This is a genomic window from Roseovarius aestuarii, assembly GCF_019966515.1.
In the GTDB taxonomy this organism is placed as follows: domain Bacteria; phylum Pseudomonadota; class Alphaproteobacteria; order Rhodobacterales; family Rhodobacteraceae; genus Roseovarius; species Roseovarius aestuarii.
On record NZ_JAIMIB010000031.1, the window covers coordinates 1 to 19736 of the forward strand.

The following is a 19736-nucleotide window of genomic DNA, read 5'->3' on the forward strand; positions in this document are numbered from 1 at the left end:
TTCATTCAAATGGCCAGAAAATAATCTGATTGTTCACGACATCGCGCAAATAAAGACCCCAATACATCTTTGATCACGCCAGAACGAAAACTTGCCGGGGTAAATGTTAGGCCATTGCGGCAAAGATTTTGCGGCGCTCAGCAGAAATTTGACGGGCCAGGTTGAGTTCGTAACAGGGTTCGATCCTAAAACCGGTCAAGCAGCCTTTGCAGATAATCGCGTTCGACGTCCGGGCGGTCTGAATCGCCTGTCCGGCGCCGTATTTCGTCAAGAAGCTCGCGCGCCCGACGATAGACATCCTCGCCCTGCAAGAGATTGTCCGAGCTGTCCCCACGACTTGATTGTCCCGGAGTACGACCCAGGGGGTCTGATCCCTGCTGGCCCAATTGACTAAAGGCTTCGCCCTGACCGGCCTGTCTTTGCTGTTCCGCCAGTGCTTCGCCCATATTACGCATGCCGTCGCGCAGCGCTTCCATGGCTTCGGATTGCCGGTCGATGGCTTCGGCCAGATCATCCTGGCGCAGCGCGTCTTCTGCCCCGCGCATGGCGTCATCCGCGCGCTCCAGTGACTCGCGCGCGGTATCACCCGCTTCCCCGCTCATGCCGGGCAGGTTGCCGCGCTGGCGTTCCAATTCTCGGCGCAGCGCCTCTTGCCGATCGGCGAGCGACTGCTGACCGGGCCCCGACTGTGGCGCACCGCTTTGCCCCTGCTGGGTACCCATACCTTCGCCTTCGCCATTCTGGCCTTCGTGGCTCTGGCCACGACCCTGGCCGCCACTGCGACCCTCGTTGCCCTGTGACTCGCCGGCCTGCGCGCCGGGATTGAACTGTTCCTGTAGATCACGGAAGGCCTGATCCGAGAGGCCTTGCTGTTGACGCAGCGTATCGCTCAGCCCTTCCATCGCCTCCTGGCCGGGAGACGAGCCGTTGCCCTGCGTGACCTGCATATTTTCCATCATCTCCTGGAACTCTTCCAGTGCCTGCTGGGCTTCGGCAAAGCGGCCCTGTTCCATCAATTCCTGGATACGGTCCATCATGTCCTGCAGGTCCTGCTGGCTGAGCTCCATCATGTCCTGTGGCGTCTGTCCGCGCTGGTCGGTGTCGTTTTCGCGCTGCGCCTGTTGCGACTTCTGCCGCAGATAATCCTGCGTGGCATCGCGTAATTCCTGCATCAGACGGGCGATTTCTTCTTCGGAGGCGCTATTTTTCATCGCTTCGTTCAGGCGCTCCTGCGCCGCCCGCATCCGTTCCAACGCGTCATCGATATCGCCGTCCTCAAGCAGCACCGCGAGGTCCCACAATGCCTCCGAGATTTCATTGCGCGACTCGTCGGTCAGGCGCGCCTCCTGAACCATCTTGTCGAGATCGCGCAGGATTACTCGCATTTTCAGATAAGAACTATCCTTGCGAAAGAGGCCCGGCTCGGGGTTGTAAGAGATTGCCTTGAGAATCTGCACCACCTGACGCCCGTTGCCTTTGGACCACAAGAGATCGCGCCGTTGTTCGATGATCGCCGCTGCCAGCGGATCAAAGAAACGCCGCGCTGGAAGATCGATATCAATAACGTCGCTCTGGCCCGTCTGGCCCTTGGCATCCACCACTTGCATCTGCATTTTTACCGGTAGGTGTGCCCAGGGGTGATCGGATAGGTTCTCGATCAATGTCTCGGAAAATATCGCCCGGTCTCCAGCAATGGGCATCGGCAGGTCAAGAACGATCGGATCGCGCGGTTCGGGATCAATGCGCAGCCCGTAATCACGGCCTACGCGCGTCAGATCGAGGGTGAAAGTGGCGGTTCCACTGACGACACCGTAATCGTCGATCGCACGAAATGGATGGTTCATCTGCCCGTCGAAATTGATCCGCGCGCCTTCGGGCATTACCTCGACACGGGGTGCCACATCCTTGACGGCGGATACTTTCCAGCTCCGCCCACCTGGGCCGTCGATCGTAAGCTCGCCATTCTTCAATACTTCGAAACTCTGGCTTGGGTCAGTGGCCGCGCCCAGCCCTTCGGTGCGTTGCGACACAGTTTCCGACACACTCAGCGCGCCCACTTCGCCATAAAGCCGGATGGTGATGCGGCTACCTTCGGGCGCGGTGATACGGCTGTCTATGTCGTTCAGATAGAGGCTGGGCAGGCCTGTATAGGTGGGCGGTTCAACCCATCCCTCCCAAGCAGGACCCGAGGCCAGCGCCGCGCCAGTGCCGGGCCCGGTCTGACCAACGCTGCCCACGCGCCAGATCGACCCAAACAGCAGTGCCACCACCAATCCCAGAAGCGCGACATAGCGCAGTCCAAAAGGATCGCGCCGCGAGAGTTTCAGGTCAGGTTCGACCGCCTTGGCCTGCGCCGCACGGTCTGCCATGCGCCGTTGATGTGCCTGCCACAGCGCTTCAGAAGCCGGATCGCCATCTCCGATGGCCTGCGTGTCGGCCAAAGCCGCCAGCGGGTGACCGGGCAGGGCAGCATCCATGCGGGCCAGCGCCTCGGCCCGACGCGGCCAGTGGAACCGGCGCATCCCGTGAATGGCTGCAATCATCAACGCGAGCGCTGCCAGAATGATCACGCTCCACGCGATCTCGAAAGAGAACACCTCATGAAAGCCCATCATCAGCGCGGCTGCAAATGTGGCCAGTAAGGTCCACAAGGGCCAGAAAGCGCGCACTACGCGCTCTGCGATCAGCCCCGCCCATGTCAGGGTCAGGGGTCTGCGCAACCGGTGCAGAACCGGTGTCAGGGAACTCGTCTGGCGTGCCATCTACCGTACCATATGGGGGCGTGACGCGCCGATTGCATCACAACCATTCAGGAATGGTATCGCGATTTATCATTTCGTCAAAGCTTGGACGTGACCGAATGACGGCGAATTGATGCCCATGCACCAAAACCTCGGGGATCAGAGGCCGCGTATTGTATTCGCTTGCCATGACGGCGCCGTAGGCGCCAGCACTGCGAAACGCGACCAGATCGCCCGTGTTTACAGGCGGCATCATGCGTCCCTTGGCAAATGTATCGCCCGATTCGCAGACCGGTCCGACAATGTCATAGGGAGTTTGTTCCGCCCCCGCTTCGGGTTCGATCACGGGGATGATATCGTGATGCGCCTCATACATCGCCGGGCGGATCAGATCATTCATCGCCCCGTCGAGAATCAAGAACTCGCGATCTTCGCCGGACTTCACATAGATTACCTTTGACACCATCAATCCGGCATTGCCTGCCACCAAACGCCCCGGCTCGATCTCGATCTCGCACCCCAGATGTCCCAGTGTGTCCTTGATCAGGGCACCATATTCCGTAGGCAGCGGCGGGGCATCGTTCGAGCGGGTATAGGGAATGCCCAGACCTCCGCCCAGATCGAGCCGCTGGATATCGTGGCCATCCGCGCGCAATTGTTCCGTCAGCTCGCCGACTTTTTCATAGGCCAGCCGGAACGGTTCCAACTCGGTCAGTTGGCTGCCGATATGCACATCGATGCCGATAACCTTGAGGCCGGGCAGGGTGGCGGCGTGGGCGTAGACGTCGCGGGCGCGGGCAATCGGGATGCCGAACTTGTTCTCGGATTTGCCGGTGGCGATCTTGGCATGGGTTTTCGCATCCACATCCGGGTTCACCCGCACGGTAATCGGGGCCACGGTGCCAAGTTCCTGTGCAACCTCGTTCAGCGCCGCCATCTCCGGTTCGCTTTCGACATTGAACTGGCGAATGCCGCCTGTCAGGGCCTGCCGCATCTCGTCGCGGGTCTTGCCGACGCCGGAAAACACGATCCGATCACCGGGCACGCCCGCCGCCACTGCGCGGGCATATTCCCCGCCCGAAACCACATCCATGCCCGCGCCCAAACCGGCCAGCGTCTTCAGGATCGCCTGATTGCTCGCCGCTTTCATCGCGTAGCAGACCAGATGCGGCACACCATCCAGTGCTTCGTCAAACAGGCGGAAATGCCGGGTCAGGGTGGCGGTCGAATAGACATAGAACGGAGTGCCCACCCCTGCCGCGATCTCGGCAATTGGCACATCCTCTGCATAAAGCGCGCCGTCGCGATAGAGAAAATGGTCCATGATCCGCGCCCTTCGAAATCCACCAGAGCGTCATATCAAAGCGGACAAGGTTTGCAATCGCCCTGTCTGGTCTCCTTCTGCGGCTGCGACGATGGAGACTGGATTGCTGGATCGCACCAGTGGATGGAAACCGCCCAGATCTCGCCGAATTGTTGCCCAAGAATGCACAAAGCCTTGGTGCAGATCGTTCTGTAGACATTCCAGCATTGAAAACGACCAGATCAGATGACCCAAGAGAATATCAAGACGCGCGATCTTCCCGTTGACGAATGTATCTCCAAACGGCCCTGGGGAGAGGTCCTTAACCGCTCTCTCAAGCTGTTTGCCTTCAATTTTGCGCGCGAGGGGGGGCGTTCAATCGGGCAGGTGATTTTCTACCTAATTCTGGCCGCCATCGTTATCGGTTTGGCTGCCTGGGCAATCGGCAGCGTGACGGGCTGGTTCAGCGGTTGGTTCGATTTCCTGCCTTTTGTCGGGGAAAGCGCCGAGGCAGAAAGCGACAAGTGGTATTGCAAGTGGAATCCTGTCTGCTGAGCAGTTCGCCCCTTAAGTCTCAGCGTTTGTCTAAGTCGTCCGTGCGTTCCCCGACAAACCGCGCTTAAAGGCCTAGACCAACGCCGACGGTCCAGTTGCCTCTGCTGGCCGAGGCGCGTGTACTGACATGGGTGCCGCTGCTGCCGACACCCACAGTCGTCGTCATCGATGGGCGAATGGGTTCACCATCGGCGCCGCAAGAGGCCAATGCACCGAACGCCAGAAGAAATGTCAGAATTCTCATGCCAGCACCTCTTTCCAGCGGGCGATCTGGGCACGTACCTGCTCAGGCGCCGTGCCGCCATAGCTTGTGCGCGACGCCACCGAATTGTGCACACCAAGCACCCCAAATATATCATCGGTGATGGCAGAATGCACGGATTGCATCTGTTCGAGGCTCAGATCCGGCAGGTCCACAACAGCTTCTTCAGCCATCGCCACGAGCGTGCCGGTCACATGATGCGCCTCGCGGAAGGGCATGTCCGCCACCCGCACCAGCCAGTCGGCGAGATCGGTCGCAGTGGAAAACCCACTGCCCGCCGCCGCCTCAAGGCTTGGCCGATTGGCGGACATGTCGCGTACCATGCCTTCCATCGCGGCGAGCGCCAGCATCAGGTTGTCTGCAGCGTCAAACACCTGTTCCTTGTCTTCCTGCATGTCCTTGGAATAGGCCAGCGGCAGGCCCTTCATGACCGTCATCAGCGCCACATTGGCCCCAAAAATCCGCCCGATCTTGGCGCGGATCAGTTCCGCCGCGTCAGGGTTCTTCTTCTGTGGCATGATCGATGACCCGGTCGAGAAACGGTCTGACAGGGATACAAACCGGAACTGCGCCGAGGACCAGATCACCAGTTCCTCGGCCATCCGGCTAAGATGCATGGCGCAGATGCTGGCGGCGGAAAGGAATTCCAAAGCGAAATCCCGGTCGCTGACCGCATCAAGCGAATTGGCCGATGGCCGGTCAAACCCAAGCTCCCGTGCCGTCATCTCTCGGTCGATCGGAAAACTGGTCCCGGCCAATGCTGCGGCCCCCAGCGGGCATTCGTTCATCCGGGCGCGCGCATCGCGCACCCTGCTTAGGTCACGGCCGAACATCTCGACATAGGCCATCATGTGGTGGCCCCAGGTGACCGGCTGCGCGGTCTGAAGATGGGTGAAGCCCGGCATCACCCAATCGGCCCCGGATTCCGCTTGTGTCAGCAATGCCTTCATCAGTGCCTGCAGCGCGCCATCCACTGCGTCCAGCTGATCGCGCACCCAGAGTTTGAAATCCGTCGCCACCTGATCGTTGCGCGACCGACCCGTGTGCAGCCGCCCGGCAGGTTCTCCGATCAATTCCTTCAACCGCGCCTCGACATTCATATGAATATCCTCCAACGCGGTCGAAAATTCGAAATTTCCGGCCTCAATCTCTGACAAGACCGTGAGCAGCCCTTCCCTCATCGCCTCGGCGTCACTATCACTTACGATGCTCGTGGCGGCCAGCATGGCGGCATGGGCCCTGGAACCGGCGATATCCTGTGCCGCCATCCGCTGATCGAACCCGATTGAGGCGTTGATCGCCTCCATGATCGCGTCCGGCCCGGCGGCAAAGCGGCCGCCCCACATCTGGTTCGAGGTCTTCTTGGACATGTCCTGCCTTTCGGAGGGAAAATGAAAATATTTGCGTCGCTCGTCCTTTATATGGCCCTTGCCCTTGGTGCAAACGGCGCTTTGGCCGATCTGTCAGATATCGCGGCCCTGCGTGAAGGCGATATGAAAAAGCTCAACCTGCATTCCGAGCCGCGCGAGGTCACCACCGAGGTGTTTCTGCATGAAGATGGCCGCGAAGTGACGCTGGCAGATTTCAGGGGCAAGGTGGTTTTGCTGAATTTCTGGGCGACATGGTGCGGTCCGTGCCGTCAGGAAATGCCGATGCTGGCAGAACTGCAGGCCGAACTGGGAGGAGATCAGTTCGAAGTTCTGACATTGGCCAGTGGTCACAATCCGCAACCCGCGATGCAGAAGTTCTTTGACAAGATCGACGTTGATAACCTGCCGCTGCACCGCGACCCGCAGCAGGCTGTGGCGCGAGGCATGGCGATCTTTGGCCTGCCCAATTCGCTTATCCTCAACGCTGAAGGACAGGAAATTGCCCGCCTTCAGGGCGAGGCAGACTGGAGTTCCGAAAGCGCGCTGGCGATCTTGCGAGCGCTGATCGCGCAGACAGACGGTAGCTGAAGTCGAATCTTGCAATGCACCTTTCGGCAGTTTGCGCCGGGATAGCTTCGAAGATCGATTTTATGTCCCGAGGCGCCCCGTCGTGTCTCTGACAGATCATTCCCAACAGACGCAAACGTCACCCAGAGCCGCGCCACGGTCCCATCGCAGGTTCGTGATGGATTCCCGTCTAGATCGTAATTTGGCGACTTTTCGGGGAACACTGAGAACAGGTGCGGTTCACTAGCCGATTTGACCCATCTCATTTTTCGCCGCACACTCAAAAGAAAAGACAATGAGGGACTCATATGGAAAGCCTGGCCTTTACCACAGAAATGGCCGTTGTAGTCGGTGCGCTGGCTTTTACTGTTTTCCTTTTTGTCTCTGAAATCATCCGGGTCGATCTGGCTGCAATTCTTGTTCTGGTGCTTATTGGCATCCTGTCCTACATCCCCGGGCTTGATAACCTGGCGAATGTGAACCACCTGTTTGACGGCTTCGCCTCGAACGCGGTGATATCGATTATCGCGGTTATGATCGTGGGTGCGGGGCTCGACAAGACCGGGATCATGAACAAGGTCGCGGCGCAGATCCTTAAACATGGCGGCACGACCGAGGGGCGGGTCATGCCCATCATTTCGGGCACGGTCGGTTTCATCTCGAGCTTTTTGCAGAATGTCGGCGCGGCGGCGCTTTTTCTACCGGTGGTCAGCCGCATCTCGGCCCGCACGGGCATTCCACTGTCACGCCTGCTGATGCCGATGGGGTTCTGCGCCATTCTGGGCGGGACAATGACGATGGTGGGTTCATCGCCGCTGATCCTGCTCAATGACCTGATCGACACCGCCAATCAGGGCCTGCCTGCGGATGCGCAGATGGAACCTTTCGGGCTGTTTTCCGTCACGCCTATCGGGGCCGCGCTGATTCTGACGGGTATTGCTTACTTCCTTATCCTGGGGCGTTTCGTGTTGCCGGGTACCTCCAAGGTCGAAGCCGCCCAGGGCCAGGGTACATCGGACTACCTACAGCGGGTCTATGGGCTTAAGGCTGATGTCTATGAGGTCGATGTGCCCGCCGATAGCCCGCTGGTGGGGCAGATACTTGCGGATATCAATCTGGAAAATAATCTCTACATCATCTCGACGTTCTATCGCGGCAAAGTGTCGATGGTCCAGATCCTTACCGCCGAGATCGCGGCGCCGTGTCGGTTGGCGATCATCGGTAAAGGCGTGGTGGTCGATGCCTTCGCCAAGAAGTTCGGTTTGACGATCCGGGACAGCCTTGATGTCTTTGCCGAAGAATTCGCGCCCACCAATGCCGGCATCGCCGAAGTGGTCATCCCACCCGACAGCAAACTGATCGGCAAGTCGCCGCGCGATCTTTTGCTGCGCAAGACCTATGGCCTCAGTCTGCTGGGCATTCATCGCGGCGAGGACACAATGAGCCATGTGGAATATGGCGATCACCAGCCCACGGCAATCGGGTTGGTGCCGTTTCAGGCGGGTGACATGCTGGTTGCGCATACCCGCTGGGACAATCTGGTGCGGATCAAGCGGGACCGCGATTTCGTGGTGGTGACTGCTGATTTCCCGCAAGAGGAATTGCGTCCGCAAAAGGTCGGCTGGGCGCTGTTCTTTTTCCTGATCTCGTTGTCGATGATCCTGTTTACCGATGTGCGCCTGTCGCTATGCCTGCTGACCGGGGCGGTGGGGATGATGCTGACCCGTGTACTCAGCATTGATGAGGCTTATCGTGCCGTGGGCTGGAATACGGTCTTTTTGTTGGCGAGCCTTATCCCGCTGGGGCAGGCGGTTCAGAATACCGGTACCGCGGAATGGATCGCGCAGCAAATTCTGATCGCACTGGATGGCTGGCCTCTCTGGGCGCTGCAGACCGGCATCGCAATTCTGGCGACCGCGTTTTCGCTGGTCATGTCCAATGTCGGCGCGACGGTTCTTCTGGTCCCGCTGGCGGTGTCGATCGCGGTGGCGGCGGGCGGTGATCCGGCGATCTTTGCCCTGACCGTGGCAATCTCGACCTCGAACTCCTTCATCATCCCGACCCACCAGGTCAACGCGCTGATCATGGGGCCGGCGGGGTATAAGGTCACTGATTTCGTCCGTTCGGGCGGGATCATGACCGTGCTCTTTCTGATCGTGTCGATGGTGATGCTGAACATCGTGTTCTGAGAGGTGAGCATTCTGCCCCTCGCCTTGGGTCAATCGCTGCGCTAAGACAGCGCCATGTCAGAGATCAGATCGCTTTTCGTCACCCGCCTTTATCGCGCCCCACTTTCCGAGATGGGAGAGGCGCCGGACGCTGCCGAGATGGAAGCCTCGTGCTATTCGATTGCCGAGGATGATGAGGCCGGGCAGGCGTGGTGCGAGGAAAACGGCTATCCGGGCTATACCTCCTATGCTTCGCTGACCGATCTGGGTTGGCGGTTTCCGATCTTTGCCGATCTGGTCAAATTGCTGGATCTGCATGTCGCCGCTTTTGCCCGGGACCTGGAATTTGATCTTGATGGACGGGAATTGAAGCTTGAAGACATCTGGATCAACATCCTGCCCGAAGGCGGCATGCACGCGAGCCACATCCACCCGCATTCGGTGATCTCTGGCACGACCTACGTGGCGATGCCCGATGGCGCCAGTGCGTTGAAACTCGAAGACCCGCGATCGGCGATGATGATGGCGGCGCCAGCGCGGAACAAAGATGCACGCGAAGAGATGCGCAGCTTCATCTATGTCGCGCCCAACGTGGGCGACGTGCTGATATGGGAAAGCTGGCTGCGCCACGAGGTGCCGATGAACATGTCCGAGGACGACCGGATCAGCGTCAGTTTCAACTATAACTGGGCCTGAGCTTCAGCCGTCAAGTATGGCCCTGAACCGCACGCCACCCACCAGCCCGCGGGCAAAATACCCGGCCATCTTGTCGTAGAACGTGTGGATGACTTCATACGCGCCTGTGCCATGGATGGCTTCGTAGCTGCGGCGATTTTCGCGGAAGGCGGCAAGGCGCGTGGCGGTGAAGCCGGTCCAATCAGCGGTCATGTCCGAAAGGTCGGCAAGGGTAAATCCCGCATCCGCAAGCGTGCTTTGGTACTCGGTCAGGTTAATCAGTGAATTGGGGAAGAGGTGGCGGCGGAAATCGTCAAGCTCTTCCGCTGGCGGAGACTGGATGAGATAGAGATCCTCGGCGAAGAAATTTCCGCCCGGTTTCAGCGTGCGGCTGATCCGGTTCAGATAGCGGGGTCGGTTCGGAATGTGAAAAAGCGCCAGCCAACTGACCACATGATCAAAGCCGTTCTCGGGCAGATCGACCTGAAGGAAATCGGCATTCACATGGGTCAGGCAGGCCTCAAGCCCGGTGCGCTGTGTCAGGTCCCGCGCGACGTTGTTGTAATCCTCCTGCAATTCGATGGCGGTGACATGGGCGTTGGTCTGATCGGCGATGTAGCGGGCACATCCCCCCCAGCCCGAGCCGACCTCAAGCACCTGATCCATATCCCCGACGCCGCAATCGGCAATCGCCACATCCAGCGCATCGGTGCCGTGATAGTGCAACTGATCAAGCTGGCTGAGCTCGGAAATCGGGACGGACGTGCCCGGGCCATATCCGCGCGCGGTCAGATCATCCAGTATCCGCTCGGGCCGGGGATAAAGCTGCATGGATTTGATGTCGGATGTCGTCATGTCGTCCCCCCGGGAGTTTTCAGCGACGCTAGCACAGGATATGGCCCATAGGCGAATAGTCGCGAATAAGACTTGCATTACTGTTCCGTATGCCTCACTGAGCGCTTGCTAACGTTATTCTTTTTCGACCTTCTGTCTCCTCTAAACCGGCGCTCAGTCCTTCGATACAGACCAACGACGCCGGGCTGTCGCACCTACGCGGGCAGCATTTTGATAGGAGATTACGGTATGGCTAATGGCACCGTAAAATGGTTCAACTCAACCAAAGGCTTCGGCTTTATCGCACCTGAAGGTGGCGGCAAAGACGTATTCGTTCACATTTCTGCCGTTGAGCGCGCCGGTCTGACCGGTCTGGCCGACGACCAGAAAGTGACATTCGACATCGAAGCAGGCCGTGACGGTCGCGAGTCGGCATCGAACATCGTTCTGGCCTGATACGATCAGATCTGAATTTCGCAAGCGGCGTCGGGGAAACCCGGCGCCATTTGTTTTGGGGGTGGTGATTATGGCTCATGGTGATGGGTGTAGTGGTCGAAGAACGCTGGTTTGGCACAGATCTTACGCCTGACATCAGATGTCCAAGTCTCTGACTAGTTCTTCCACAGTTCTTATTTGGATGGAAAACCGGCTTTCCAATGTTGCACGATGGGCGAGGAAATCCTTGTCGCTCGTTGCAAATACGTCTCTGCCACTTTCGATGTGTCGCTCTAGATGCAAAACATCGGCGTGATTTTGACGACCAATTATTTCTTCCAACTCAGAATATGGTGTGTCCGCTGAAGCCACCATTGCATTGCCCCAAGTGGAGTGCGGACTGCCGATCACAATAATGGGCGGTTCTTTTCGTCCTTTTGCGATGCGTCTCGTATTCTTCAGTTCCTCAATTGAAACGCACCAAAGTTCGACCAAGCCAGCTAATTCTAGTTTTCTCAAGCGTTTTAAATCTGCATTTTGATCGCATGTTACTGTGAGCATTTGGGTCCGTGCATCCATTCGTTTTGTGCTGAGTGTAGTGGACCGCATTGGCGCTGCCAAACGGGTTCGTCGAACAATTCTGAAAACCTTGATAACCACTTCGGCACGGACCGCAGGGCCGGGCCACGCCCGACCCTCCCCACGGGAGGGCGTTTTGCGACGTTGCAACCAACTCCGTTGTAGCGGCTTTTGCGTCGATCTACGCTACTTGAATGTTGCAAACGCCCACCCAGGGTCGGGCGTGGTCCTTACCGCTGATATTGCTGGTGTTTGAGCAGGGCGCGGCGTTTTCGCGTTGTATGGAAACTTTCCCTTGCCCTCTAAGGTCACCTCCCCTATACGGCCCCATCTGACGTAACTCGGGAAACCGGGATTCGTCTTTGTTTTGCAATTCATCCACCGGGTTTCTGGTTACCCTGAACCAACGTCAGGGGCTGGCCGGTGTTTTGAGAGAAGGAAAATGGCGACATGAACGCCCAGGAACTACGTGACAAGACGCCGGATCAGCTGCGTGAAGATCTGGTCGCGCTGAAGAAAGAGCAGTTCAACCTGCGCTTTCAGTCGGCCACAAACCAGCTGGAAAACCCTGCGAAGATGCGTGAAGCCCGCCGCAATGCGGCCCGTGTGCTGACCATCCTGAACGAAAAAGCCGCCGCCGCGGCAAAAGACGCTGAATAAGGAGCCTCAAAGATGCCCAAGCGTATCCTGACTGGCACCGTGACCAGCGACGCCAATGCCCAAACCGTAACCGTGTCGGTTGAACGCCGCTTCAAGCACCCGGTTCTGGCAAAGACCATTCGTAAGTCCAAGAAATACCGGGCTCATGATGAAAAGAACGCTTTCAAGGTCGGTGACCAAGTTCGCATCATCGAATGCGCACCGAAATCGAAAACGAAACGTTGGGAGGTGCTGGAAGCGTAAGTTCCGGCGCCTTTTGGCATTATTCGAAACCCTGGGGACAAGGCAATGCATCGCCCCCCATAGGTCGGGAGAAACCAAATGATCCAGATGCAAACCAACCTGGATGTTGCTGACAACAGCGGCGCGCGCCGTGTTCAGTGCATCAAGGTTCTGGGTGGTTCCAAGCGTAAATACGCATCCGTGGGCGACATCATCGTCGTCTCGGTGAAGGAAGCCATCCCACGCGGTCGCGTGAAAAAGGGCGATGTCCGCAAGGCCGTTGTCGTACGCACCGCCAAGGAAGTCCGTCGTGAAGATGGCACCGCCATCCGCTTTGACCGCAACGCCGCCGTGATCCTGAACAATGCAGGTGAGCCGATCGGTACCCGTATCTTCGGGCCGGTTGTCCGCGAGCTTCGTGGCAAGAACTTCATGAAGATCATCTCGCTCGCCCCGGAGGTGCTGTGATATGGCTGCGAAACTGAAAAAAGGCGACAAGGTCGTCGTTCTTGCCGGTAAGGACAAAGGCAAGGAAGGCACTATCTCGTCTGTCGACCCCAAGGCCGGTAAGGCCGTTGTCGACGGCATCAACATGGCGATCCGCCACACCAAGCAAAGCCAGACCAGCCAGGGTGGCCGCATCCCCAAGGCGATGCCGATCGAACTGAGCAACCTGGCATTCCTGGACAAGAACGGCAAAGCGTCGCGCGTTGGCTTCAAGATTGAAGACGGCAAGAAAGTGCGTTTCGCCAAGACCACGGGGGACGTGATCGATGCTTGATACTGCAACCTACACCCCGCGCCTGAAGACCGCCTATCGCGAGACCATCCGTCCGGCGATGAAAGAGGAATTCGGCTACAAGAACGACATGATGATCCCCAAGCTGGAGAAGATTGTTCTGAATATCGGTTGTGGCAAGGCGGCTGTGAAAGACAGCAAGAAAGCCAAATCCGCTCAGGAAGATCTGACCACCATTGCCGGTCAGCACGCTGTTGTCACCAAGGCCAAGAACTCGATCGCCGGGTTCCGGGTACGTGAAGACATGCCGATGGGTGCCAAGGTAACCCTGCGTGGCGACCGGATGTTCGAATTCCTCGATCGTCTGATCACCGTCGCCATGCCCCGTATCCGCGACTTCCGCGGCGTATCGGGCAAAAGCTTCGACGGACGTGGCAACTATGCCATGGGCATCAAGGAGCACATCATCTTCCCCGAAATCAACTTCGACAAGGTCGATGAGATGTGGGGCATGGATATTGTGATCGCAACCACGGCGCAAACCGACGCTGAAGCCAAGGCATTGTTGAAAGCGTTCAACATGCCCTTCAACAGCTGAGCGGCGGGAGGAAAGACTTATGGCTAAAAAAGCAATGATCGAACGCGAGAAGAAGCGTCAGAAGCTGGTTGAGAAATATGCTGCCAAGCGTGCTGCGCTGAAAGAGATCGTGAATGACGAGGCCAAGCCGATGGAAGAGCGTTTCCGCGCCTCCCTGAAGCTGGCGAAACTGCCGCGCAACAGCTCGGCCACAAGGCTGCACAACCGTTGTCAGCTGACCGGTCGTCCGCATGCGTATTATCGCAAACTCAAAGTGTCGCGGATCGCGCTGCGCGAGCTTGGCTCGAACGGCCAGGCCCCCGGCCTCGTGAAATCCAGCTGGTAAGGGAGATTTGATATGAATGATCCTATCGGCGATATGCTGGCCCGTATCCGCAACAGTCAGATGCGCGGCAAGTCCACCGTTTCGATGCCCGCGTCGAAAATGCGCGAGCGCGTCCTCAGTGTGCTGGCGGATGAAGGCTATATTCGCGGCTTCGAGGCAACCACCGGCAAGGATGGTCATCCGGCCATCGAGGTGAGCCTGAAATATTTCGAAGGCACTCCGGTTATTCGCGAAATGAAACGGGTCTCAAAACCCGGTCGTCGCGTGTACCTGAGCGTTAATGACATCCCGCAGGTCCGTCAGGGCCTGGGTGTGTCGATTGTCTCTACGTCGAAAGGCGTGATGTCGGACGCAAGCGCGCGCAGCCACAATGTTGGCGGCGAAGTGCTCTGCACCGTATTCTAAGGGGGCCTGAGAAATGTCTCGTATCGGAAAACAACCCGTTGCACTGCCCAGTGGCGTAACTGCGACCCTCTCGGGCCAGACCATCGAGGTCAAAGGCCCGAAAGACACGCAGAGCTTTACCGCGACTGACGATGTCACACTGACCATAGACGATGGTCAGGTTACCGTGACACCGCGCGGTAAATCCAAGCGGGCGCGTCAGCAGTGGGGCATGACCCGCACTGTCGTGGCCAACATGGTTCAGGGCTGCAATGAAACGTTCAAGAAAGAGCTTGAGATTCGCGGCGTTGGTTACCGGGCAAATGTTCAGGGCAACATCCTGAAACTGAACCTGGGCCTTTCCCACGACGTTGATTTTGAAATTCCTGCTGGAGTGACTGTGACCGCGCCGAAACAGACCGAACTGGTCGTTGAAGGCACGAATAAGCAGCTCGTCGGTCAGGTCGCGGCCAATATCCGCGACTGGCGTCGCCCCGAGCCCTACAAGGGCAAAGGCATTCGCTACAAAGACGAGTATATCTTCCAGAAGGAAGGCAAGAAGAAGTAAGGACGCGATAAAATGGCAAACAGCAAAAGAACACTGTTCCTTAAGCGCCGCCTGCGCGTTCGGAACAAACTTCGCAAGGTTAACGCGGGCCGTGTGCGCCTGAGCGTTCACCGTTCGTCAAAGAATATCAGCGCTCAGCTGATCGACGATGTGAACGGCGTGACACTTGCCTCGGCCTCGACCCTGGAAAAGGATCTGGGCGTTGCGGGCAAGAACAATGTCGAAGCAGCCACCAAAGTGGGTGCCCTGATTGCGGAACGCGCCAAGAAGGCCGGTGTAAGCGAAGCTTATTTCGACCGTGGCGGTTTCCTCTTTCATGGCAAGGTGAAGGCCGTTGCCGACGCCGCCCGTGAAGGTGGTCTGAAGATCTAAGACAGCGTAGGCGGTCCGTTCTGGGCCGCCTCGATGATCCGGGGGCATCTGCCCACCAAGGATTGAAAGAGCCAAGGCGCGCTGCGCCGCATTGAAAGGACGCCATAATGGCAAGAGATGACAACCGCCGTGGAGGTCGCGACCGCGACGAAACGCCGGAATTCGCCGATCGTCTGGTTGCGATCAACCGCGTATCGAAAACAGTTAAAGGTGGTAAGCGCTTTGGCTTCGCCGCTCTGGTCGTTGTTGGCGATCAAAAAGGCCGCGTAGGCTTTGGCAAGGGTAAAGCCAAAGAGGTGCCCGAGGCGATCCGCAAGGCGACCGAGCAAGCCAAGCGCCAGATGATCCGCGTGCCGCTGCGCGAAGGCCGCACCCTGCACCACGATGTCGAGGGCCGTCACGGCGCCGGCAAGGTGGTCATGCGCACCGCGCCAACCGGTACTGGTATCATCGCCGGTGGTCCGATGCGGGCCGTGTTCGAGATGCTGGGCGTGCAGGACGTTGTTGCCAAATCCATCGGATCGCAGAACCCCTATAACATGATCCGCGCCACGCTGAACGGTCTGGGCCGCGAAGCCAGCCCGCGCATGGTCGCACAACGCCGTGGCAAGAAGGTCGCCGACATCCTGAAAAAGGATGACGCACCGGCCCCCGCCGCCGAAGCCGCAGAAGCGTAAGGAGGCATAGTCATGGCCAAAACCATCGTCGTAAAACAGATCGGCTCCCCGATCCGCCGCCCGGAAAAACAGCGCCAGACGCTGATCGGGCTGGGCCTCAACAAGATGCACAAAACCCGCGAGCTGGAAGACACCCCAGCCGTGCGCGGCATGATCGCCAAGATCCCGCATATGGTCGAGATTGTTGAGGAAAAAGGCTGAAACCCGAACCGGGTTTCAACCACCTTACGAACAGATAAAAGCCCCGGTCAGAAATGGCCGGGGTATTTCAACAAAAATTTTCTATTAAGCCTCAAATCGCCTTTGGAAAGTTCTCGCATACAAGCCAATCTCGCCGGTGAAATCGCTGGCATACATACTCACGTCGCCTGCTGTATTTATTGCACTTCTAATCTCTGTTTCTGTTACAGTTTCATCGAGCGAACGTGTTTCATTCCTCGCGTATTCAAACATCGACGATGTGATCGCATAAAGGTAGGCCCACGCCACTGTCCTTTCTCGAACGTTTGCTGAAGTAACAATCATGTTAGGGCCATCCTGTGAAAATTCAGATTTCCATCTTGCTAAGAAGACTTGATGTTCCCTAAGAGCGCCTGCTAAACGGTCAGCTACTTTTCCATCGTCGGAGAGCTCAATTATTTCGCGGAAAGTGGAAACGATTTCGTCTGACAGTGAAAGGCGGTCGATTGATTGTTGTTCAAAAACTTCAAACCCTAAATCGTCTCGATAGGCTTGGAAAGAATGAGAGTAGCGAATTCCCTATCGGCATGCTTCGCACATTTTCGACAAAGCATTCGGGAGCAATGCTTTAGCCGCAAGAAGCTTTCTATTTCTATCCTGTTGTGCTTGAGTTTGCTGATTTTCAATATTTGAGAAAACACCATACAGAGTTAGGGTGGCAGCGGCCAACGTGATGCACGCTGTGAAAACGAACGTGTAAAACCGCTTTATTTCTGTCGAAACGTCACTGTCAAATGCCCAGACAAGAGCGAGAGTAACAAGTGTGCCGACAAGTCCGCCGAAAGCGGTGTTTCGCAAGAGCTTTTCGTATTTCATCGCGGTACCATCGCATTAAATCTCTATGGCGGAAAGCGTGGGGAGTTGAACCTCCTTGTAAGTGAAGCTGCAAGCTTTGTGTGCGATTGGCGGCATAAATCTTCGGTTCACCCGGCTTGTCCGGACAGCGCCCGACCCTCCCCTCGGGAGGGTGCTTTTGCGACGTTGCGACCGGAAAGACCGTTTGAAGGTTTGGCGATCGGGTCACAACGAAATGAGCGTTGCAAGCGCCCACCCAGGGTCGGGCGCTGCCCTACCGTCGCGGAAAATTCGCACTCCCCGCCCATCTCGTACGTTCGCCCTATTAACCGCCCGCGTTTTCCGGCCCGGGATATGGCCCAAAGCCATACATAAACCAGCCATGAAATTCCGTGATGAATCAGCCGGTTAACCCGATTCTCATGTGATCCCGGCAAATCGGGCTGTTCTGCGCGCCTTTAATCACTCGCCAGCGCATAGCCGAAGCCCCGGATGGTGCGGATCAGGCCCTTGCCGCCAGCCCCATCCAGCACCCGGCGCAGGCGGCCGACATGGACGTCGACGGTGCGGGTGTCGACATCTGCGGTGATGCCCCAGACCATGTCCAGAAGCTGATCGCGCGAGAATACCCGGCCGGGACTTTGCATCAGCGTGACCAGCAGGCGGAATTCGGTCGGGCTGAGCGTGACATTCTTGGCGCCCACGGCGACCGTGTGTTTGTCCAGATCAATCTCGACCTTGCCGCTCACCAGTTTGCTGTCGGCGACGCGGGCGGCGGGGCGGCGCAGGGCGGCGCGGACCCGGGCGATGAGTTCCTTCACCGAATAGGGTTTGGTCACGTAATCGTCCGCGCCCACATCAAGGCCGCGGACCTTGTCACGCTCCTCGGATCGAGCAGTCAGCATGATGATCGGCACTTCACGGGTGGCCTTGTCGCGGCGCAGCTGGCGGCAAACCTCGATACCCGAGACATTGGGCAGCATCCAATCCAGCAGGATAAGGTCGGGCGGATCTTCGCGCGCGGCCTCAACCCCCTCTTCCCCATCCATCGCGACCCGTACGTCGAATCCTTGTTTCGTAAGATTGTAGCGCAACAATTCGACCTGTGAAGGTTCGTCTTCGATGACCAATAGGCGGGGGCTTGAAAGGCTCAATCGTCGGGTCCGTGATTTGCGGGTTGCGAGGGGGTTGGTATCGGATTCAAGCTGCATCGGCAAACCTCTTAGCTGGTCGCCTTCAGGTCGATGCCGGTCACGATCTGGTGGACATGCCGCGCGATATTGACGACGTGATCGCCAACCCGCTCAAATCCGCGTGCCAGTACGATCAGGTGCACATGGGTCTCGGCGTCCTGTGGCGCCTCACTGATCGTGGCGATCTGCATCGCGAAGATATCCTTGTTGATCTGGTCAATCTGGCGATCGCGCGCGCGGATGTCTTCGGCAAGTGCAATATCGCTTTCAGCATAAGCCCTTAGTGCATCCGTCAGCATAACCTGCACTAACCCGCTCATCTCGCGGATCTTGTCGCGGGCAGGGCCACCGGCTTCGTGGCCTTCCAGCTTGCGGGCGCGTTTGGCGGTGGATTTGGCGTGGTCGCCTATGCGCTCCAGCTCTCCGGCGATGTTGATCGGCGACAGCGCTTGCCGCAGGTCCAGGGCCATCGGTTGGCGCAACGCGATCAGCCGCTCGGAGCGGGTGTAGATATCCTGATGCATGCCGTTGATCGTGCGGTCGAAAGCGACCAGGCGGTCGACCTCCGAGGCATCGAATTCATCCAGCGCCTCCGTGGCCTCGGCCAGTTGCGTGATCACCTGTTTGCCCATGTCAAGAATGCGCTGTTTGAGCTTGTCCAGATCTTTGTCGTAACGCGAACTGATATGCTGATTTTCCATGAGTCTATCCTAGCCTATACGCCCGGTAATATAGTTTTGCGTCTGTTCTTCGCGCGGGTTGGTGAAGACATCGCTTGTGTCGCCCACTTCGATCAGTTTGCCCAGGTGGAAGAACGCGGTGCGTTGCGAAATCCGCGCTGCCTGCTGCATCGAATGGGTGACGATGACGATGGTGAAGTCCTTGCGCAGACTGTCGATCAGATCTTCGACCTTGGCCGTGGCGATCGGGTCGAGCGCCGAGCAGGGCTCGTCCATCAGGATCACCTTGGGCTCGACCGCGACGGTTCGCGCGATGCACAGCCGCTGCTGCTGACCGCCCGACAGGCTGTTGCCGGGCTGCTCGAGCCGATCGGCAACCTCATCCCAGAGGCCCGCACTTTTCAGGCTCCACTCGACCCGGTCGGCCATTTCGGTCTTGGAACTGGTCATGCCGTGGATTTTCAGGCCGTAAGCGACATTCTCAAAGATCGACTTGGGGAAGGGGTTTGGTTTCTGAAACACCATCCCGACCTGCGCGCGCAGCGCCACCACGTCGACGGCTGGGTCGTAAACTTCTTGTCCGGCGATTTGCAGGCTGCCGTCAAAGCGGCAGATCGGAATGAGATCGTTCATGCGGTTGATGGCGCGCAGGAAAGTGGATTTGCCACAGCCCGAGGGGCCAATCAGGGCGGTCACGCGCTTTTCCTCGATATCCAGATTGATATCAAAGAGCGCCTGTTTTTCCCCGTAATGGACATTTGCCCCACGGGCCTCGATGAAAGATTGTTCCATGG

Annotated in this window: 26 protein-coding genes; 16 read left to right on the forward strand and 10 right to left on the reverse strand. The window is 57.9% G+C overall.

Annotated elements, in window-relative coordinates:
* Nucleotides 1–185: 185 nt before the first annotated feature.
* Nucleotides 186–2762, reverse strand: coding sequence for a TIGR02302 family protein (locus tag LC334_RS21610; RefSeq protein WP_085802478.1), 2577 nt, complete (start codon nt 2760–2762; stop codon nt 186–188).
* Nucleotides 2763–2799: 37 nt separating this feature from the next.
* On the reverse strand, nt 2800–4065 hold the full coding sequence (gene lysA, locus LC334_RS21615; RefSeq protein ID WP_085802477.1) for a diaminopimelate decarboxylase: 1266 nt from the start codon (nt 4063–4065) through the stop codon (nt 2800–2802).
* Nucleotides 4066–4290: 225 nt separating this feature from the next.
* On the opposite strand from lysA, the gene LC334_RS21620 reads away from it, so the two are divergent.
* Complete coding sequence (locus tag LC334_RS21620) at nt 4291–4599, forward strand: hypothetical protein (protein ID WP_085802476.1); 309 nt, start codon at nt 4291–4293, stop codon at nt 4597–4599.
* Nucleotides 4600–4663: 64 nt separating this feature from the next.
* Here LC334_RS21620 and LC334_RS21625 read toward each other — a convergent pair whose 3' ends face one another.
* Together LC334_RS21625 and argH are read right to left on the reverse strand one after the other, a co-directional pair.
* Complete coding sequence (locus LC334_RS21625) at nt 4664–4843, reverse strand: hypothetical protein (protein WP_085802475.1); 180 nt, start codon at nt 4841–4843, stop codon at nt 4664–4666.
* On the reverse strand, nt 4840–6231 hold the full coding sequence (gene argH / locus LC334_RS21630; RefSeq protein WP_085802474.1) for an argininosuccinate lyase: 1392 nt from the start codon (nt 6229–6231) through the stop codon (nt 4840–4842). Before argH ends, LC334_RS21625 begins: the two co-directional genes overlap by 4 nt.
* A gap of 21 nt (nt 6232–6252) precedes the next feature.
* On the opposite strand from argH, the gene LC334_RS21635 reads away from it, so the two are divergent.
* The 3 genes from LC334_RS21635 (at nt 6253) to LC334_RS21645 (ending at nt 9662) form a co-directional block, all read left to right on the forward strand.
* Entirely contained in the window at nt 6253–6819 is a 567-nt protein-coding gene (locus LC334_RS21635; RefSeq protein ID WP_085802473.1) for a TlpA family protein disulfide reductase, read from the forward strand.
* 287 nt (nt 6820–7106) lie between these two features.
* Nucleotides 7107–8987, forward strand: a complete 1881-nt coding sequence (locus LC334_RS21640) for an SLC13 family permease (protein ID WP_085802472.1) — start codon at nt 7107–7109, stop codon at nt 8985–8987.
* A 54-nt stretch (nt 8988–9041) separates the two neighbouring features.
* The gene (locus LC334_RS21645) at nt 9042–9662 is read left to right on the forward strand and encodes a 2OG-Fe(II) oxygenase family protein (protein ID WP_085802471.1); all 621 of its coding nucleotides are present in this window, start codon (nt 9042–9044) and stop codon (nt 9660–9662) included.
* Between the two features lie 3 nt (nt 9663–9665).
* Here LC334_RS21645 and LC334_RS21650 read toward each other — a convergent pair whose 3' ends face one another.
* Nucleotides 9666–10496: a class I SAM-dependent methyltransferase gene (locus tag LC334_RS21650; protein WP_176237794.1), complete on the reverse strand. Its 831-nt coding sequence runs from the start codon at nt 10494–10496 to the stop codon at nt 9666–9668.
* Between the two features lie 228 nt (nt 10497–10724).
* Here LC334_RS21650 and LC334_RS21655 point away from each other — a divergent pair, with 228 nt between their 5' ends.
* Nucleotides 10725–10931, forward strand: a complete 207-nt coding sequence (locus LC334_RS21655; protein WP_085802469.1) for a cold-shock protein — start codon at nt 10725–10727, stop codon at nt 10929–10931.
* 135 nt (nt 10932–11066) lie between these two features.
* Here the strand turns inward: LC334_RS21655 and LC334_RS21660 are convergent, their stop codons facing one another.
* Nucleotides 11067–11489 carry a hypothetical protein gene (locus tag LC334_RS21660; RefSeq protein ID WP_085802468.1) on the reverse strand — a complete coding sequence of 141 codons (423 nt, stop codon included), beginning with the start codon at nt 11487–11489 and terminating at the stop codon, nt 11067–11069.
* Between the two features lie 450 nt (nt 11490–11939).
* Here LC334_RS21660 and rpmC point away from each other — a divergent pair, with 450 nt between their 5' ends.
* The 11 genes from rpmC to rpmD all read left to right on the forward strand — a co-directional run bounded on the left by rpmC (nt 11940) and on the right by rpmD (nt 16235).
* Nucleotides 11940–12149: a 50S ribosomal protein L29 gene (gene rpmC, locus LC334_RS21665; RefSeq protein ID WP_085802467.1), complete on the forward strand. Its 210-nt coding sequence runs from the start codon at nt 11940–11942 to the stop codon at nt 12147–12149.
* Nucleotides 12150–12161: 12 nt separating this feature from the next.
* A complete protein-coding gene (gene rpsQ, locus LC334_RS21670; RefSeq protein ID WP_085802466.1) occupies nt 12162–12392 on the forward strand; it encodes a 30S ribosomal protein S17 in 231 nt (76 codons plus the stop codon).
* Nucleotides 12393–12470: 78 nt separating this feature from the next.
* A complete protein-coding gene (gene rplN / locus LC334_RS21675; RefSeq protein WP_085802465.1) occupies nt 12471–12839 on the forward strand; it encodes a 50S ribosomal protein L14 in 369 nt (122 codons plus the stop codon).
* A 1-nt stretch (nt 12840) separates the two neighbouring features.
* Nucleotides 12841–13152: a 50S ribosomal protein L24 gene (rplX, locus tag LC334_RS21680; RefSeq protein WP_085802464.1), complete on the forward strand. Its 312-nt coding sequence runs from the start codon at nt 12841–12843 to the stop codon at nt 13150–13152.
* Nucleotides 13145–13708, forward strand: a complete 564-nt coding sequence (gene rplE / locus LC334_RS21685) for a 50S ribosomal protein L5 (protein ID WP_085802463.1) — start codon at nt 13145–13147, stop codon at nt 13706–13708. Before rplX ends, rplE begins: the two co-directional genes overlap by 8 nt.
* 19 nt (nt 13709–13727) lie before the next feature.
* Complete coding sequence (rpsN, locus tag LC334_RS21690) at nt 13728–14033, forward strand: 30S ribosomal protein S14 (protein ID WP_085802462.1); 306 nt, start codon at nt 13728–13730, stop codon at nt 14031–14033.
* A gap of 12 nt (nt 14034–14045) precedes the next feature.
* Nucleotides 14046–14438 (forward strand): 30S ribosomal protein S8, encoded by a 393-nt coding sequence (gene rpsH / locus LC334_RS21695; RefSeq protein ID WP_085802461.1) that lies wholly within the window; start codon nt 14046–14048, stop codon nt 14436–14438.
* A gap of 13 nt (nt 14439–14451) precedes the next feature.
* Complete coding sequence (gene rplF / locus LC334_RS21700; RefSeq protein WP_085802460.1) at nt 14452–14985, forward strand: 50S ribosomal protein L6; 534 nt, start codon at nt 14452–14454, stop codon at nt 14983–14985.
* A gap of 12 nt (nt 14986–14997) precedes the next feature.
* On the forward strand, nt 14998–15357 hold the full coding sequence (gene rplR, locus LC334_RS21705) for a 50S ribosomal protein L18 (protein WP_085802459.1): 360 nt from the start codon (nt 14998–15000) through the stop codon (nt 15355–15357).
* 107 nt (nt 15358–15464) lie between these two features.
* Complete coding sequence (gene rpsE / locus LC334_RS21710; RefSeq protein ID WP_085802458.1) at nt 15465–16034, forward strand: 30S ribosomal protein S5; 570 nt, start codon at nt 15465–15467, stop codon at nt 16032–16034.
* A 12-nt stretch (nt 16035–16046) separates the two neighbouring features.
* Nucleotides 16047–16235 (forward strand): 50S ribosomal protein L30, encoded by a 189-nt coding sequence (gene rpmD / locus LC334_RS21715; protein WP_085802457.1) that lies wholly within the window; start codon nt 16047–16049, stop codon nt 16233–16235.
* Between the two features lie 558 nt (nt 16236–16793).
* Here rpmD and LC334_RS21720 read toward each other — a convergent pair.
* From LC334_RS21720 to pstB, 4 genes are all read right to left on the reverse strand, one after another.
* The gene (locus LC334_RS21720; RefSeq protein WP_085802456.1) at nt 16794–17090 is read right to left on the reverse strand and encodes a hypothetical protein; all 297 of its coding nucleotides are present in this window, start codon (nt 17088–17090) and stop codon (nt 16794–16796) included.
* A gap of 437 nt (nt 17091–17527) precedes the next feature.
* Entirely contained in the window at nt 17528–18223 is a 696-nt protein-coding gene (gene phoB / locus LC334_RS21725) for a phosphate regulon transcriptional regulator PhoB (protein ID WP_217809137.1), read from the reverse strand.
* A 68-nt stretch (nt 18224–18291) separates the two neighbouring features.
* Complete coding sequence (gene phoU, locus LC334_RS21730) at nt 18292–18963, reverse strand: phosphate signaling complex protein PhoU (protein ID WP_085802454.1); 672 nt, start codon at nt 18961–18963, stop codon at nt 18292–18294.
* 9 nt (nt 18964–18972) lie between these two features.
* Entirely contained in the window at nt 18973–19734 is a 762-nt protein-coding gene (pstB, locus tag LC334_RS21735) for a phosphate ABC transporter ATP-binding protein PstB (protein ID WP_085802453.1), read from the reverse strand.
* Between the last annotated feature and the right edge of the window lie 2 nt (nt 19735–19736).

Bases quoted from the DNA above. Each gene is read 5' to 3' on its own strand.
- lysA (WP_085802477.1), bottom strand. From the start codon at position 4,065: ATGGACCATTTTCTCTATCGCGACGGCGCGCTTTATGCAGAGGATGTG.
- LC334_RS21720 (WP_085802456.1), bottom strand. From the start codon at position 17,090: ATGAAATACGAAAAGCTCTTGCGAAACACCGCTTTCGGCGGACTTGTC.
- LC334_RS21625 (WP_085802475.1), bottom strand. From the start codon at position 4,843: ATGAGAATTCTGACATTTCTTCTGGCGTTCGGTGCATTGGCCTCTTGC.
- rpsE (WP_085802458.1), top strand. From the start codon at position 15,465: ATGGCAAGAGATGACAACCGCCGTGGAGGTCGCGACCGCGACGAAACG.
- rpsH (WP_085802461.1), top strand. From the start codon at position 14,046: ATGAATGATCCTATCGGCGATATGCTGGCCCGTATCCGCAACAGTCAG.
- rplR (WP_085802459.1), top strand. From the start codon at position 14,998: ATGGCAAACAGCAAAAGAACACTGTTCCTTAAGCGCCGCCTGCGCGTT.
- rpmC (WP_085802467.1), top strand. From the start codon at position 11,940: ATGAACGCCCAGGAACTACGTGACAAGACGCCGGATCAGCTGCGTGAA.
- rpsN (WP_085802462.1), top strand. From the start codon at position 13,728: ATGGCTAAAAAAGCAATGATCGAACGCGAGAAGAAGCGTCAGAAGCTG.
- LC334_RS21660 (WP_085802468.1), bottom strand. From the start codon at position 11,489: ATGGATGCACGGACCCAAATGCTCACAGTAACATGCGATCAAAATGCA.
- LC334_RS21640 (WP_085802472.1), top strand. From the start codon at position 7,107: ATGGAAAGCCTGGCCTTTACCACAGAAATGGCCGTTGTAGTCGGTGCG.
- LC334_RS21650 (WP_176237794.1), bottom strand. From the start codon at position 10,496: ATGACGACATCCGACATCAAATCCATGCAGCTTTATCCCCGGCCCGAG.
- pstB (WP_085802453.1), bottom strand. From the start codon at position 19,734: ATGGAACAATCTTTCATCGAGGCCCGTGGGGCAAATGTCCATTACGGG.
- phoU (WP_085802454.1), bottom strand. From the start codon at position 18,963: ATGGAAAATCAGCATATCAGTTCGCGTTACGACAAAGATCTGGACAAG.
- rpmD (WP_085802457.1), top strand. From the start codon at position 16,047: ATGGCCAAAACCATCGTCGTAAAACAGATCGGCTCCCCGATCCGCCGC.
- LC334_RS21645 (WP_085802471.1), top strand. From the start codon at position 9,042: ATGTCAGAGATCAGATCGCTTTTCGTCACCCGCCTTTATCGCGCCCCA.
- argH (WP_085802474.1), bottom strand. From the start codon at position 6,231: ATGTCCAAGAAGACCTCGAACCAGATGTGGGGCGGCCGCTTTGCCGCC.
- LC334_RS21635 (WP_085802473.1), top strand. From the start codon at position 6,253: ATGAAAATATTTGCGTCGCTCGTCCTTTATATGGCCCTTGCCCTTGGT.
- rplE (WP_085802463.1), top strand. From the start codon at position 13,145: ATGCTTGATACTGCAACCTACACCCCGCGCCTGAAGACCGCCTATCGC.
- LC334_RS21655 (WP_085802469.1), top strand. From the start codon at position 10,725: ATGGCTAATGGCACCGTAAAATGGTTCAACTCAACCAAAGGCTTCGGC.
- LC334_RS21620 (WP_085802476.1), top strand. From the start codon at position 4,291: ATGACCCAAGAGAATATCAAGACGCGCGATCTTCCCGTTGACGAATGT.
- rplX (WP_085802464.1), top strand. From the start codon at position 12,841: ATGGCTGCGAAACTGAAAAAAGGCGACAAGGTCGTCGTTCTTGCCGGT.
- rpsQ (WP_085802466.1), top strand. From the start codon at position 12,162: ATGCCCAAGCGTATCCTGACTGGCACCGTGACCAGCGACGCCAATGCC.
- rplN (WP_085802465.1), top strand. From the start codon at position 12,471: ATGATCCAGATGCAAACCAACCTGGATGTTGCTGACAACAGCGGCGCG.
- LC334_RS21610 (WP_085802478.1), bottom strand. From the start codon at position 2,762: ATGGCACGCCAGACGAGTTCCCTGACACCGGTTCTGCACCGGTTGCGC.
- rplF (WP_085802460.1), top strand. From the start codon at position 14,452: ATGTCTCGTATCGGAAAACAACCCGTTGCACTGCCCAGTGGCGTAACT.